Annotated in this window: 13 protein-coding genes; 4 read left to right on the top strand and 9 right to left on the bottom strand. The window is 42.1% G+C overall.

From position 1 onward, the window contains the following. Nucleotides 1-18: 18 nt before the first annotated feature. Nucleotides 19-810 carry an AraC family transcriptional regulator gene (locus D5I41_RS04420; protein WP_119008694.1) on the bottom strand — a complete coding sequence of 264 codons (792 nt, stop codon included), beginning with the start codon at nt 808-810 and terminating at the stop codon, nt 19-21. 161 nt (nt 811-971) lie between these two features. Between D5I41_RS04420 and D5I41_RS04415 the strand changes: the two genes are divergently transcribed. Further along, nucleotides 972-3,191: a glycoside hydrolase family 3 N-terminal domain-containing protein gene (locus D5I41_RS04415; RefSeq protein ID WP_235868855.1), complete on the top strand. Its 2,220-nt coding sequence runs from the start codon at nt 972-974 to the stop codon at nt 3,189-3,191. A gap of 52 nt (nt 3,192-3,243) precedes the next feature. On the opposite strand, the gene D5I41_RS04410 is transcribed toward D5I41_RS04415, so the two are convergent. The 3 genes from D5I41_RS04410 to D5I41_RS04400 form a co-directional block, all read right to left on the bottom strand. Continuing rightward, the gene (locus D5I41_RS04410) at nt 3,244-4,134 is read right to left on the bottom strand and encodes a PA4780 family RIO1-like protein kinase (RefSeq protein WP_280525080.1); all 891 of its coding nucleotides are present in this window, start codon (nt 4,132-4,134) and stop codon (nt 3,244-3,246) included. 787 nt (nt 4,135-4,921) lie between these two features. Next, nucleotides 4,922-6,451 (bottom strand): UbiD family decarboxylase, encoded by a 1,530-nt coding sequence (locus D5I41_RS04405; protein ID WP_119008692.1) that lies wholly within the window; start codon nt 6,449-6,451, stop codon nt 4,922-4,924. Between the two features lie 24 nt (nt 6,452-6,475). Next, nucleotides 6,476-7,039, bottom strand: coding sequence for a UbiX family flavin prenyltransferase (locus tag D5I41_RS04400; protein ID WP_119008691.1), 564 nt, complete (start codon nt 7,037-7,039; stop codon nt 6,476-6,478). A gap of 295 nt (nt 7,040-7,334) precedes the next feature. Here D5I41_RS04400 and D5I41_RS04395 point away from each other — a divergent pair, with 295 nt between their 5' ends. After that, nucleotides 7,335-8,234: a LysR family transcriptional regulator gene (locus tag D5I41_RS04395; protein WP_119008690.1), complete on the top strand. Its 900-nt coding sequence runs from the start codon at nt 7,335-7,337 to the stop codon at nt 8,232-8,234. On the opposite strand, the gene lpdD is transcribed toward D5I41_RS04395, so the two are convergent. The 4 genes from lpdD to D5I41_RS04375 form a co-directional block, all read right to left on the bottom strand. Then, complete coding sequence (lpdD, locus tag D5I41_RS04390; protein ID WP_119008689.1) at nt 8,185-8,544, bottom strand: prenylated flavin chaperone LpdD; 360 nt, start codon at nt 8,542-8,544, stop codon at nt 8,185-8,187. The two genes, D5I41_RS04395 and lpdD, sit on opposite strands and share 50 nt — an antisense overlap. 569 nt (nt 8,545-9,113) lie before the next feature. Then, complete coding sequence (locus D5I41_RS04385; protein WP_119008688.1) at nt 9,114-9,515, bottom strand: hypothetical protein; 402 nt, start codon at nt 9,513-9,515, stop codon at nt 9,114-9,116. Between the two features lie 15 nt (nt 9,516-9,530). Further along, a complete protein-coding gene (locus D5I41_RS04380; protein ID WP_119008687.1) occupies nt 9,531-10,721 on the bottom strand; it encodes a serine hydrolase domain-containing protein in 1,191 nt (396 codons plus the stop codon). 149 nt (nt 10,722-10,870) lie between these two features. Next, nucleotides 10,871-11,458 carry an acyloxyacyl hydrolase gene (locus D5I41_RS04375; RefSeq protein ID WP_119008686.1) on the bottom strand — a complete coding sequence of 196 codons (588 nt, stop codon included), beginning with the start codon at nt 11,456-11,458 and terminating at the stop codon, nt 10,871-10,873. A 120-nt stretch (nt 11,459-11,578) separates the two neighbouring features. On the opposite strand from D5I41_RS04375, the gene D5I41_RS04370 reads away from it, so the two are divergent. After that, nucleotides 11,579-11,986, top strand: coding sequence for an XRE family transcriptional regulator (locus D5I41_RS04370; protein WP_119008685.1), 408 nt, complete (start codon nt 11,579-11,581; stop codon nt 11,984-11,986). 731 nt (nt 11,987-12,717) lie between these two features. Here D5I41_RS04370 and D5I41_RS04365 read toward each other — a convergent pair. Continuing rightward, a complete protein-coding gene (locus D5I41_RS04365; RefSeq protein WP_119008684.1) occupies nt 12,718-13,209 on the bottom strand; it encodes a VOC family protein in 492 nt (163 codons plus the stop codon). 608 nt (nt 13,210-13,817) lie between these two features. On the opposite strand from D5I41_RS04365, the gene D5I41_RS04360 reads away from it, so the two are divergent. Beyond that, nucleotides 13,818-14,624, top strand: coding sequence for an SDR family NAD(P)-dependent oxidoreductase (locus tag D5I41_RS04360; protein ID WP_119008683.1), 807 nt, complete (start codon nt 13,818-13,820; stop codon nt 14,622-14,624). The last annotated feature ends 94 nt before the right edge of the window (nt 14,625-14,718 follow it).

Here is a 14,718-nt window from a genome sequence, read left to right as displayed (position 1 = left end):
CTTACTCTCTGATCAACCCTATCGATTGCTCATAAATTCCTGCTTGCGATAGTCTCTCGGAGAGACCTCAACTTGCTTACGAAACACTCGAGAAAAATAGTTGCTGTCACTAAAGCCGCAGCTGTGAGCAACCTGATTGATACTCAAGTTAATATCACTGACCAATAATTCTTTGGCTCGAGTAATCCGTTTATCAGTCAAGTATTGGTTTGGGGTGGTCTGAAAAAACTGATGAAATAGTCGCTCTAGTTGGCGAGTGCTGAGGAAACTATTGGTCGCGATATCAGTGGCCCGCAGATTCGATTCAGAATAGTTTTCCTCGATATAAGACAAAGCGCGCGCCAAAGCTAAGGTATTCTTTTGCTTAGGGGTTGCTTGCTCTGGGTAGTTACGCACTAAAAGAACCGCGAGATGCTGTAGCAAGGCCATCAATACCGGCTCAAACCCTAGGGTGGCGTCAGTATATTCCTCCTCTATCTCTCTTAACAACAGCTCAACTTTCGCCAAAGCATTGGTTTGCAAATTGAGATACGGCACTGCAGATTCTTGTTCGCGAGCGAGCGGATCAATATTGAACAGGGCTTGATAGCCAGGCAGGACTCGAATCCCCGAGGTCTCAAAGTAAGGCTTTTGTCCATCAAACATCAGATTATAGATGACCAAGCCGTTCGCATTACTAAAACCGTGCTCTACGGTTCCATTCATAACAAACACATCGCCCGTTTTAATGGTCGAACGCTTATTGCCAACGATATGTTCAGCTTGGCCTGACAGCACTATCATCAGCTCGGAAAAATCGTGCCGATGCAAATGAAAGGCTCCATCGTGTATTGCAGGCTGAATACAAAAGGGAATATGCGGATGAAGAAGGTGAGAGCTAAGTCTATAAGTTTTTATCATGTCGTAATAATGCTAATAATTGTCGCTTTTGGCAAGGTTTATAAGGTATTGAAGGCTTAAGGTAAACCAAAATGATTGGAGAACCAAAGATGACTCACCCATACCAAAACCCAAAACTTAGCATCCAAGAACGCCTAGACGACCTTCTATCTCGCATGACGGTTGAAGAAAAAATTGGCCAAATGCTACAACTTCCTGCACATGATCAGATCCATGTTGATAACCTAGAAGCCATGAATGTGGGCAGTTACTTACACTGCACGGGAGAGCAACCACAGCAGCTTCAAGACCGCGCGGCTAACACACGTCTTGGTATCCCACTGATCTTTGGTATTGATGCCATTCACGGACACTGCTTTGAAGATGATGCGACCGTATTCCCTACTCAGCTAAGCGCTTCTTGCTCGTGGGACAAAAGCTTAATGGAGAGAATGGCTCAAGTAACCGCATTTGAAACTCGCGCTTCTGGCCAGCACTGGACTTTTTCTCCTGTTCTCTGCGTTGCTAGAGACCCGCGCTGGGGTCGTGTAGATGAGACCTATGGTGAAGACCCATGGTTGATCGGTGAGCTTGCAGCATCCACCATCGTCGGTTACCAAGGCAACGACTTTACCAGTGAGAACTCCATCCTAGCGTGTGCCAAGCACTATGTTGGCTATGGGGAAACACTTGGAGGACGTGACTCCTATGAAGCCGATACCTCACGAAGAAAACTGCTTTCACTGTTCTTGCCGCCCTTCGAAAAAGCGGTCAAACAAGCCAACTGCGCTACATTAATGACTGGCTACCAGTCTATTGATGGCGAGCCATGCACCACCAACTCTTGGTTATTGAAAACCGTAGCTAAGGAGCAATGGGGCCTAGATGGATTTATTGTCACTGATTGGAACAACGTGGGTTCTCTGTATGATAAACAAGGCGTCGCCGCTACCCTAAAAGAAGCAAGCTACAAAGCACTGCTCGGTGGCAATGACATGATGATGACCACACCTGAGTTCTACCAATCTGCCATCGAACTGGTAGAAGAAGGCCTTGTGGACATTTCACTCATCGATGACTCTGCTCGCAGAATTCTAGAGGCTAAGTTTAAGCTTGGCTTGTTTGACGAATATCGTTACACCTCACTAGAGCGCAAGAAGCTACTGGGCAGCGATGAATCTTGGGAGATATCCCTTGAAGCCAGTCGCAAGAGCTTAGTACTTCTGAAAAATGAAGATGTATTGCCACTTTCAGCAAACAACATCAAGAAAGTGTTGGTTGTGGGACCGAATGCAGACGATATTATTGCTCAGCTAGGCGATTGGTCTTTTGGCTCAATGCAAGCAGAAGCCACTAACGAAAACTACCACCGTGGCCATACCATCACGCCTTTAGCTGCCCTGAAAAAGATGGGCCAAGAGCAAGGGTTTGAAGTGGAATACATCAAGGGTGCTGACTGCTTAGATTCCGAATTTGAAGAGATCGATAAGGCTCGTATTGCTGCTGGGGCCGCTGATGTGGTGATTGCTTGCGTTGGCGATACACTTAAACAAAATGGCGAGTTTCATGACCGCGCAAATCTCGACCTAAGTGGCTATCAAAGTGAGCTAATCGAAGCGGTTAGCCAAACTGGAACCCCTGTGGTTGGCGTTCTGGTTGCATCCAAGCCGCTGACCATTCCTAAGATGGTTGAGCAATGTCGTGCAGTGATCTCTGCATTCAACCCTGGTTGCAAAGGCGGACAAGCCTTAGCTGAACTTCTATTTGGGCAGTATAACCCAAGCGGGAAACTGACCATTTCTTTCCCGCATCATGTGGGACAGGTACCAGTCTATTACAACAAGTTTGCAGGCTGGCATGCATTGCTAGAAGCTGAACTAGACAATCAAGAACGTTATATCGACATGCCTGAAACGCCGTTGTTCGTGTTTGGTGAAGGCATTTCATACACCCAGTACGCGTACTCAGACCTGCAGATCGAAAACCCAGCACTCTCAGCTGGTGAAGACCTTAGATTCAGCATCAAAGTGTCTAACGTAGGCAAGCAAGATGGCGTGGAGATTGTTCAGGCTTATTTCAACGATCTATTCAGTTCAGTGACCACTGAGATCAAGAGCTTACGCGCATTCGAGCGTATCACTCTTAAAGCGGGTGAAAGCAAAGTGGTTAACATGACGATTGTATTTGATGACCTGGCCTTAATTAACTCCGCACTAAAGCGAGTAGTAGAGCCAGGTGATTTTGAATTGATGGTTGGCGCCAGCTCGAAAGACTCTGATTTAATCAAAGCCAACTTTAAGGTTGTTGCTTAACACCGCCCATAAATGAATGCCAAATCACTGAATCTGGTGATTTGGCATTTCCTTATTGGGGCTCAGCCCAATTGAATTTACTGTCGTCAACACCTTCAGTGGCTTCCTTAAGGCGCTCTCGACGGTTCAGCTCTTCGGCTCGTGCTGATTCTATTTCTTGGATAATGGAATCAAGATCAGCCGCGGTTTCGTCTTCCTTGAATTCACCCGTCAGCTTACTGTCAGGCTTTAACTCGCCTTTTTCGTACAATGCCCACATTTCCTTGGCATACTCAGTAGAAAGGAGTTCAGGCGCAAACTGTGCATAATAATCACGTATGTTATTCACATCACGGGTTAACATCCACTCAGCATTATTATTCGCAGCCGCATCTACCGCTTGTGGCAAATCGATAATCACGGGGCCAGATTCATCGACAAGCACATTGAACTCAGACAAATCACCGTGAATCAAACCGACGCATAGCATTTTAACTACATAGCCCATCATAACCTGATGATCTTGAACGGCTTGTTCAGGAGAAATAACGACATCATTTAGCCTCGGAGCCACATAACCTTCGTCATCAGTGACTAACTCCATAAGCAAAACACCATCAAAGCAACCATAAGGTTCCGGCACCCTCACTCCAGCAGCGGCCAGCTTATACAAGGCATCAACCTCTGCACTTTGCCAGACTTTTTCTTGTTGATCGCGACCAAAGCCAGAGCCTTTTTCCATCGCTCGATCGCGGCGGCTATTACGTACCTTCCGGCCTTCGCGATATGCAGTAGCCTTCTTGAAACTGCGTTGGCTTATTTCTTTATAAACTTTGGCACAACGAATAGTTTCGCCACAGCGTACTACATACACTGAAGCCTCTTTGCCACTCATTAATTGGCTTTTCACCTCGTCGACTAAACCATCGTCAACTAAGGGCTGTATTCTTTTAGGTATTTTCATCGGGACGTTATACATGAATTAGCTTGCAGATGAAATGTTAACCAACGAGATAGCTGATGTTTGTTTATACCTTTTTCATTATTTCGCTTCGAGATTTTGAAAGTACGGCTTTCCAAGTACTTTCAAAGAGGATGTGATAGGAGGATATCTATTGTTCAGCGAACTAAAGGGAGATGTCAGGTGGTTTGTCACCATAACCACACATGAGAATTATCTCTGAACTCCAGTTGGAGCGAAATCACTAACTCACTTCTGCCCCAAAATAAGCTAGAGCAAGATAAAACTTGATATCAATTCTCGCAATTTGACTTACCTTTCCTAATACTTGGAACTCCAATCACTTGGCGATATTTACTCATCCACTACACGGTTTACTCGTGTTAACAAAATGTCTAGTAGATAGAAGCCCCCCTTTGCCACAAAATCCAGCACTCGATCACATTGGTTTTGTAAGCATGCTCAAGTTTCGTTTTATAGGTTACTTCTGCCTCATAACCAAGACGATTATATTGTTGTTCAACTTGTACAATACTGGTCTAAAGGTGCCACAACTCTGATATACGAGGTTCGTAGCACCACATTTTTCTATATCTTCAACCTCTGCAATCAGTGCTGAATTTCTCAATCAATACACATCCAACTTAGTGAGAGTATGTTGACGAACCAAGCACCAGGAATGTTCCAAAGATAAACTGGCATCGAGTATAACTGAACAACCTTCATCACTCATCTCAACTCCAGCAGCAATTAGCAAACTCGATACCAGAACCTTCCATTAACTAGACTATTATTTGGATTTTGGTTTATCAAATCCCCATTTTGACCAGTTGTTGAGTACCTTGTTTTTTACAGGAATAGGGAAATTTTCCTCAAAAGATAGAACACCTTTTTTGCTTAATCCTACGCGCTCAGGTAATTCAAGACAGCTATAAATAACCAACCCACCACGGTGTTTAAGAAGTTCCTCTGTTGTATGGTAATACTCAAGACCCGTCCCCATTCTCGCGATTTGGGGAAAATGGTACGTTCCTTCAGTCGGGTGATTACGAGTTGCGAAGGCCCAAACTACTTTATCAACGTCACTTGGATCTATATCCTCACCCACTAACAAGAGCTTAGTTCTACCCCCAACATGCTGCCCCCAGTACGTGTCTGCGAACTGATTTACAAAATCATTAATCGTTAATCCTGTAATTTTGTGCCAGTCATCCTTTACTCTAAAAACCTGCCAATGATTGGCTGATTCAAACATACTAATCGAGTCTATAACTGGGAAACCAGATTTTCGCATGGCTATTACTGCATCAGTGGAGCCAAAGAAGCTCATGCTAACGTGACCACTATCTAAGGGTACACCAGGTAAACAAATTGGTAAGATAGGGTCATTACGAAATGTAATAGCCGTAATTATCTGGCGAGGTGCTCTGTCAGTTTGTTCACTCATATAGCCAGGAAACTCTCCAAACGGCCCCTCGACTTCCCATTCATCTTTGGATACGTACCCTTCAATGACGATCTCTGCATCGGCGGGTACTAATAAATCGTTTGTTTCACACTTGACCATCTCTAATGGGGCATCTAATAGACGGCTTACATAGTCGTATTCGTCCACCCAATCAGGGCAACGAGCGCCTGCTTGGGTCACAGCTGCTGCACTAACACCAAGAGCAATAGCAAATGGAGTATCTTTCCCCTCTTTTGTCCACATTTGGTGGATCATTCCGTTATGTTGAGAAGGTATCCAAAGACCAGTCATGGTATTTTTATTTACAATCATTGCTCTATTTGTAGACCAATTAGTCCATTCACCATTGGGCGTTTGTACAATATTCAGACCTGCAGTTTGGATATAACGACCACCGTCACCATCATGCCCAATGGGTGCAGGAAATTTAGTCAAATCAATATCATCGCCCATCCAAATGTTTTGTTTGCATGGGGCTTGCGAGCTTTCAAGTAGAATCGGGTCGTGGCGTTCACCTGTCTCTATTGCTTCCAGGTAAGCTGCTTGGATCTCCATAAGACCTGATTCAGGGGGTAATCCGAGCATAATAGCCAATCGAGCCCATGGGCGTCCTGGAGTATTACTCTTAGACATACCAAAATCTGCAGCCCTAAAACCTTTTGGGCAGTCTTTAATATTATTGAAAATAGCGCCTGGTGCGTGAGTCTCATTACTTAAGCGGTAAATTGCGCCCATTTCAAGATACCAATCAACTTCGTCATTAATTTCTACCATTTCACCGGCTTGTTTCATTCTGTCTAAATATTCACGATAAGATTTAGGAATAGCGTCTCTGTTAAGCTGCGTTTTCATATTATTTCCTCGTATGCTAAAAATTTATTTTCCCGACCAACGGTTAATAGTGTTGAGTTCGATATCAAACAGATCTAAAACTCGAACAACCGTGTGCGTAATTACTTCTTCAATAGTTTTTGGTCTTGCATAGAAAGCCGGAACAGGAGGACAAATGATGGCTCCAAGCATTGCAGCCTCGTACACCAATTTGCAATGACCTACGTGCATTGGGGTCTCTCTTGTCATAAGGACTAATTTACGACGTTCTTTAAGAACGACATCTGCAGCTCTTGCGACCAAGGTATCTGCGTAAGAGTTCACAACAGCCGATAAGGTTTTCATCGAACATGGAGCGATAATCATGCCGTCTGTTTTGAAGGAACCGCTAGAGATAGATGCGGCTTGGTTTTTATGGCTATGTACTTTATCGGCCAGGCTTAATACATATTCCTCGCTGTAGTCAGTCTCTAGTTTGAGGTTAACTTTCGCTGAAGGACTCATAACTAAATGTGTTTCAACATCTGGGATATCTTTTAGTATCTCTAATATCTTCACTCCATAAATGACACCCGATGCTCCTGTTATACCTACGACTAAACGTTTCATATGAACCTTTCCAACTAATAAAATGGTTAAACTAAGAGTGATGCTTATTCGCTTAATCTTTGTAAACGAATAGGCTCTTAACTATGCAATTGATTTGCGTGCATTCTTGCATAAGGTTTTTCCAAATTTAAGACACAAAGATGGGGGTTACTATGTCAAAAATGACATAGTAATAGATTGATAATTTAGAGTGTGTAAATATAAAAGAAATGCACCTAAGTAGAGAAATAGGCCCTATATGATTGATTTAGATGTGATTGTCGCTTAAATTTTGTATTTGGTCATAGGAGTTAATATGAAGTCACTTTTCGACGATTTGAATTATTTTCTACTGGTAGTTGAATACGGTTCTATTACTAAACTGTCTAACAAGCATAATTTATCGGCAACGACAATCAGCCGAAGAATCGCCCTGTTGGAAGATGAGTTGAAGGTAGAGTTGTTTAGTCGCAACGGTCGACAATTAGTATTAACAAAAGAGGGCAGAAAATTTTATTCATCGCTCGCACAGCCTTTTTCAGATATTCGGGACAGCCTAGATAAGCTACTCCTTAACAATGCTACTATAACCGGCAACTTACTCGTATCCATGCCGGCTTTTTTCTACCGCGAAGCAATGGTTAAAGTACTCACCGAGTTCAACAAAAAGTATCCCACTATAAATATCGAAGTAGATACTAATTATTATAAAAATGAGCTTCCTGAGAATATGGACCTATCGTTCATCATTGGTACACCTGCGTCACAAGATATGATCAGTCGAAAAATCACCGAATTAGAAATGTCATTAATAGCGATAAATGACGGAAATGCATACTCAATTACTCAAGAGTATTTTGATAGCAAGCATTTTATTGCTGCAAGAAAGGGGCTCACATATAGTGTAATTAGTCAGGATAATGAAAGGATTACACTAAATAAATTTTTAGACAAACAAGTAGTTGTAAACAACGCAGACCTAATTCTAGAGTCTTTATATAACTATGAAGGTTACTCTTATTTACCTACACTTTTACTGCGCAATGGTTTCGATCACACGAAGTTTCAAAAAATTACTCTCTTGAACGATCACTCTTCCATACCAGTGAGTGCAATTTATCGTAGTAGAAGTAACATCCCAGCTGCTTTGAGAGCACTCATTGATTTTACTGTAGCGTATTTTCAAGATCATTCAGATAGCGACTCACAAGCTTAATACTATCTTGTACTGATTGTTCTATTTCATCTTGGGTAATATTATCCCAGTGTATTCCGCAACTAATCACACAGGTTTTAGCGTATTGAGGAACAACATACTCAATCAAGTTTCTAGTTAGAAAGTGCTCTTTATGTTCTGGCACCGACAATGTCTCGTAATTGACTTTGCCGTTATGCGCATACCCTAATGTCACAGCTCCGATATGACCTTTCTCTCCACCATAAAGGGTCAAACTCAAGTCATCTCCAGCCACACATACCGACAGTGTGATTTTTGTATCACGAATAGTGGTCAACTCATATTTCATAAAACTCACTCTATTCACTGGTGTTAGATAGTTTACGGGTTCATATCAACACCTTTTCGAAATTACAAAGAAGCACCAATAAGGACTTAAAAGGTAAACTTCTCTTTCGAATTATAGCAAAGCATTCCATGTCGAATATTTTTCACTTATCCTCGATAAAGTAAATTTAATTAAGTGATTTTCTCATACCTGTAGTTATTCATGAATTGCTAATTTAGGAAAGTGGCTGGCAAAGTTCTGTCCAAAAGTGAGTTACCGCAGTAATGACAGCAGTAATGACAGCAGTAATGACAGAGTCGCTTTGGGACATTACCGCCTTAGTGCCATTGCTCTAAAACGTCTTTGCTCCATTGTCTGTTCCGTATTGTAATAACGTCAGGTTTAATAGATAGTTTGTCTAGATTACTCAGGGAACAGAGGCTTATGAGAGCAGAAACTTGCTGGGCACTCCGAACCAAAAAGCGCACATACTATGTTTCTTTGTATGTGCGCTCTAATCGGTTACTGATGAAGTCTAAATAGTACAGATGGACAGGCTTTCTACTGCGTAATACTCAAAGTCCATTTGATTAAGATTCATTATCTGTGATTTTGCTACGTTTCATGATCGCTGAAAACTGGTCACCACTGGTATTGGCTGTGACCAATACCCAGCCCGATTGGTTCAGGTAATTTAGCGCGTCCATTGGTGAGTTAAAATCAATCACCTTACCCTCGTCATCTCGTAATAAATCTTTGTTTTTAAATCCGATTTCTAATTTCTGTCCAAAATCGACCTCAACCTTCCATTTAGTGATGTTTAGTAGCTTTCCTCTTGCTATCACCATGGCGTACTCTTCATCAGTTTGTGGTTTCGGTTCATTGGCTTGCACTGCGAAGGATGACGCAAACATAACCATCATCGCTACTAATACACTTCTAACAATTGTCGTTTTAAGTCGAAGATAATTATTGAACTCTTGCTGATTCATAATGTTTTCCCGGACCTATTGACGTTGTTGCTCGATAATGTCGTAAGCCGCTTGGTAGAGCTTATTGAAATGCTCATATGGAGCAGGCAGTTCGCTGGCAATTCGGCTATTGATTGCGATAATTGTGCCAGACTCAGGGTCTGCCCAAATAAGTTGACCGCCCCAGCCACTGTGGCCTAAACCGTACTCATTCATTATGGCTGATTTGTAGTAGCGAGACTCAACACCAGTCAGTTCCGCAGGTACCACTTCACCATCTTTTACAGACTGCTTAATATCCTGTTTAGCAGCGTTACTGTCTTCAAGTAGCAATCGGCCGTAGCGAGCAAAGTCTAGACTGGCAGACATTAATGAGGCGCCAATCATTGGGACTCCTTCAAAATCAGTACCCATATAGACTGTTCTTTCTCCACCAATATCATGCATTAGTTCACGTACCAACTGATCCGCTGGAGTATTTGTTGCTGCCTTTAGGATCAGCATTAGCACATTGGTATTGATAGTAGCGTAGTTGGCATTCTCTCCATGCCATTCATTGCTGTTGCCCATTTTTCCTATTTCACTTGCAAATTGACGTAGAGTTTTACGCTCGTCGTTACGTTGCAGGCCAATGACACGTTCATCTTCATCGAACATCTTCAGGGCCTCTTCGTCACCGGTATATGCGGCTAATTCAGAAATGCTGTGATTAACAGCCATGTTAGCCACATCCGCTACAGTGCGACCTCTAAAGCCTGCTCCGATCTCTGGTAAGTAGTCTTCTACCTTATCGGTCAAGCTAATTTGTTTAGCTTTAAGCGCACGATTCAACAATATATATCCCATTGATTTAGTCGAAGACTGGTCAGAGTAAGTGCTGTTTCGGTCACTGTCGTGATAGTGCTCTAGCATCACATCGCCGTGGGTATTCATTACCACGATGCTTGCGACCGCTGGGTGGCTCATTATTCTCGCGACTGAGTCTATTTCGTGAAGTTCATAATCACGCTTTTGGTGATTGATGCTGAAGGTGTCTTGCGCATTTACCGCCATTACATTCGGGGTGATTGATGGCAAGCTCACCAGACCCTCAGCACGCTGCTGTTGCCAAGTATCAATATTTAGTGGCACTTGGTTAGAGGGTGCAGCACTAACATTAGCGCTAAAAATGAAGCCGGCAACAATGCTCGCCAATAACTGAGATTTAAAAGCCTTGTGATTTTTCATGGTATTTACCTATTCGTTTGGCCAATCCTGCCTAGGGTTAACAACTTGGTCCTCAAGTCGTAAAGTTTGTGTTTCTATGAGTTCATATTAAGCAATGATGATTTCATAATATGAACTCTCAACTTCATTGATTTCGCTTTATGAACAAACTAAAACTTACGACCTAAGCTAATGCTAAAAGGCACATCAAACCCCGGATTAGGAAGATATAAATCTGCGTTTGAAAGATGACGCCATGCAAAGCTAACCTCCCACTGCCTATTCTCACCAAAATAGGCACCCAAGCTGACAAAGTCATTAAATAGAAACCGTGAGCCTTGCTCTTGATAGCCCAACTTATTGGATGACATGATTGATGGCCCAGCGGTGAAGCCAATGTATGGGTCAAAGTTGTCGCGAGGTGTAAAGTTGTAACGGATGGTCGGCAATACGGAATAAACATCAACTTTGTTATTTTGCTCTACATCGCTAACCAAGTGGCTATAGCCTACACCGAGTAATAATTGCCAGTTTTCATTTTTACCAAAACGCTGGTCCCAAAAGGTGTAGCTTAGATCAAACACTGCGTTATTTTGTCGATCAACATTTTTCCCCACCTGCGGACCGTAGCCCAAACCAATATTTAATTGCTTGGCAGGTAATTCGGCGCTTAAAAGCACTAAGCAAAGACAGGCTAAGCTCTTTTTAAGTTGTGGGCCTATTGTGATAGAAGCGTAAAACGGTAATTCAGGGTTCATTTTTTGTTACCTCAGAGTTATTTTCATAAGAGTACTGAGGGAAACTCTAAATATTTTCGCTTTCATAATATGAATAAGAAGCTAATATATTTTCATATTATGTAAAAATGGCGGACCCTAATGGCGGAATTGAATACCGAAGGTTTTGAGTTTTTTGGTGAAAATGAACAACGCTTTAGAATGATGTTAATAGAGCGTGTAGAAGCGTACATGGTGCATAACAACATCAGCAAAAGTGCGTTGGCCGATAAGGCTGGTATTGGTAAAACTGCCTTTTACAGTAAAATGGATAAGCAACAGGGTAGCGAGTTTACGGTGTCGGACTTGTTCCGTTTAGGGAAAGTGCTGGATGTGAGTATTTTGCAGTTTTTTCCAGTTGACGAAATAGACCGCACCATCGGCGGTCAAATAGCAGTGCCTGCAAGTGTACTAAATTTAATGGATGAAATGATGGGCATGCCCACCGAAGATATCGAGTTACTGCACTCGCTGATGAAAACACTTCGTAAACATCATCGGATCAATTGAAAATTAAAATAAAAGCTAGGTGGCTGTATATTATTACCTATTTTATTCGATGCCTATACGCCATTCGAAATTAACTCGTGGATTGATAACCTGCTTATAAAAACTTTGGTGGATAACAAGTTAAAAATGAGCTTGGGATAGCATTGCTTCTCAAATACATACCGCGGAGTTACTTAAGAGTTCGTTCTTATCTTGAAGGGTTGGTTTGTTTACATGAAATGGAACAGTTAATAAATGTATGGAGTATAGATTTATAGTTATGTATTCATTTTTTGAATAGATGCTAATTATTTCTATTGTTAGGTGATTATTAGAATAGACCCAAATCACAGTGTCTTAGATATGGGTGAATTCATATAACAAAAATTGTTATTCAAGGGGAAGTAAATCGAGGCTGGACAAAGGCAAAAGTGGACGTTGAGCGTATTAGTGTTGTTACTCAGTAGTTGCTGTCATTGATTCTATCGTTTTCAATATTGGATTGCAGTGGATATGTAAAATCGTTCGTAACTTTGTAGGTTATCTGAGTTCATTCAATCTTATTAAATTAGTAATACGAAAGTCCTCAAAGACGTGCCAACATGACAACTGCTAGCACGTTTTTGTCCAGATACTTGCTAGCTGGGCGACTTAACTCAGAAATGCCCCAAGATCATTTAGGCGATAATAAAATGCCCACAAGACTATATATCTAGTGGGCATTAAAAATACTAGTTTAGCAAGCCTGAGAATTACTCGTAATCAGTAGCGTAAGTATCTTCGTAAGAGTGAGAGTAGAACTCAAATAAGTTGCCAAACGGGTCTTCTAGGTAAACCATTTGTGCTTGCTTAGAATCATCTTCTGGGTGGTAACGGTGAATATCCATGCGAACCTTACCGCCAAACTCTTCTACACGTTTGATTGCTGATTCAAACTGCTCTTTTGGTAGTTGTACGCAGAAGTGGAAGATACCTAGGCGAGAAAAATCAACGTTATGACGCTCTTCGCGGTCAACCATTTCGAATAACTCAACACCGATACCGTCATTTGTTACTAGGTGAGCAATGTTGAAGCCTTTGAAGCCTTCACCGAACACTGCGATACACATACGACCGATAGCAGACTCGCGCTCTTCAACAACTTTAGTGTTGTTCATTACTACGCGAAGACCTAGCGCTTTAGTGTAGAACTCTACAGCTTTGTCCATATCGCCAACCATGATACCAACGTGATTCATTTTCATAACTTTCTCCAAGAACTGTTTGATTAATTCGTTTCGTATTTCGTTTCGATGTGGAGAAGTATAGGGATAATCGGCCATTTCTTGAAATTATCAATAATTATATTTTTAATAAACTTTTATTATCATAGACGAGATTTAAACGGATTCAATTATGTTCACAATTAGTACGTTGTAACTCAGAATTGTCCCAAGACGAATTACAGATGATAAAAGTAAGCTGAGTTTGCCTCAGAAAAACTAATAATAAACTCTATCTGTGGGGTCTTGATAAGCGTTAGTCGAGCACAATCTAACTAGGTGACTAAACGTAGATTAGTTGAATTCAATCTCTAGATAACTTCTATTGTGCAAGACACCAATGGCGCAGAGTGCACTTGTGTATCCAGTCTATTTTGCGGAGTCACACACTATGAACAACTGCCCGAACGGCACTGCCTGCAACAAAGAACCTCTTAAACCGTAAACCGACTGGTCGAATAAAAACTCCAAAATTTACTTGAATTAGTTCATCGAATTGATTACCTTACTCTCGCTGACCGACCGATTGGTCAGTGAGAGTCATTTGATAATTGACCCTTATCTAATGATTTTTAAACTTTGGAGAAAACATGAAATCAGTAATGAATAAAAACGTCTTGGTTACCGGTGGTGCAATGGGAATGGGCAAGGCCTATGTTGTCCGCGCAATCAAAGACGGCGCAAAGAATGTCGTCATTTGGGATATGAATGAAGAGGCAATGGCGGCGACGAAAGAAGAGCTGAGCAACGAAAAAACTCAAATTCACACCTTTAAAGTCGATGTGACTAATACCGAATTAGTGTATGACACCGCGCAGCAGGTTATTGACACAATTGGTCCCATCGAACTGCTTATTAACAATGCAGGCATTGTTGTTACCGAATATTTTATCAATCACGACCCGAAAAAAATTGATTTGTCGATGCAAATCAACAGCACTGCACCGATGCACGTCGCTCGAGCCTTCTTACCGGCTATGGCTGAAACCAATGACGCACATATCGTCAACATCGCGTCTGGTGCTGGCTTGATGTATTGCCCACGTATCGTTGTGTACTGCGCAAGCAAGTGGGCAATGCTAGGTTGGTCACAAGGGCTGCGCATTGAACTTAAAGAAACGCTTCCTCACATCAAGGTGACCACAGTAACCCCTGGCCATATTGATACCGGCATGTTTGAAGGTGCACACTCTAAATTCTTACCATTGATCTCAATCGACAAAATGGTTGATGCAGTGTGGAAGGGCGTGAAAAAAGAAAAGGCGATGGTCGCACGTCCACGCGCTGTTTATGCGATGCCGTTTTTACGCGGAATCGTAGGTCTTAAGATGTTCGATTGGCTTCTCAAAGTGAGTGGTACCAACGACTTCATGGCTGGTCATAACGATAAACGCTAGTTAACTCTTACGCTAGGAGAGGTTTGCAGAATCTCTCCTTAGCGATCGATCCAAATAAGTAGCCACCGAAAGTACACATAACGAATTGATTTTG

The organism is Vibrio superstes (assembly GCF_003569005.1).
GTDB lineage: Bacteria > Pseudomonadota > Gammaproteobacteria > Enterobacterales > Vibrionaceae > Vibrio > Vibrio superstes.
This window is presented reverse-complemented; position numbering and strand designations above follow the sequence as displayed.

Coding starts and splice junctions, on each gene's coding strand:
- D5I41_RS04360 (WP_119008683.1), top strand. CDS start 13,818: ATGAAATCAGTAATGAATAAAAACGTCTTGGTTACCGGTGGTGCAATG.
- D5I41_RS04400 (WP_119008691.1), bottom strand. CDS start 7,039: ATGAAACGTTTAGTCGTAGGTATAACAGGAGCATCGGGTGTCATTTAT.
- D5I41_RS04385 (WP_119008688.1), bottom strand. CDS start 9,515: ATGAATCAGCAAGAGTTCAATAATTATCTTCGACTTAAAACGACAATT.
- D5I41_RS04365 (WP_119008684.1), bottom strand. CDS start 13,209: ATGAAAATGAATCACGTTGGTATCATGGTTGGCGATATGGACAAAGCT.
- D5I41_RS04410 (WP_280525080.1), bottom strand. CDS start 4,134: ATGAAAATACCTAAAAGAATACAGCCCTTAGTTGACGATGGTTTAGTC.
- D5I41_RS04395 (WP_119008690.1), top strand. CDS start 7,335: ATGAAGTCACTTTTCGACGATTTGAATTATTTTCTACTGGTAGTTGAA.
- D5I41_RS04405 (WP_119008692.1), bottom strand. CDS start 6,451: ATGAAAACGCAGCTTAACAGAGACGCTATTCCTAAATCTTATCGTGAA.
- D5I41_RS04375 (WP_119008686.1), bottom strand. CDS start 11,458: ATGAACCCTGAATTACCGTTTTACGCTTCTATCACAATAGGCCCACAA.
- lpdD (WP_119008689.1), bottom strand. CDS start 8,544: ATGAAATATGAGTTGACCACTATTCGTGATACAAAAATCACACTGTCG.
- D5I41_RS04370 (WP_119008685.1), top strand. CDS start 11,579: ATGGCGGAATTGAATACCGAAGGTTTTGAGTTTTTTGGTGAAAATGAA.
- D5I41_RS04415 (WP_235868855.1), top strand. CDS start 972: ATGATTGGAGAACCAAAGATGACTCACCCATACCAAAACCCAAAACTT.
- D5I41_RS04380 (WP_119008687.1), bottom strand. CDS start 10,721: ATGAAAAATCACAAGGCTTTTAAATCTCAGTTATTGGCGAGCATTGTT.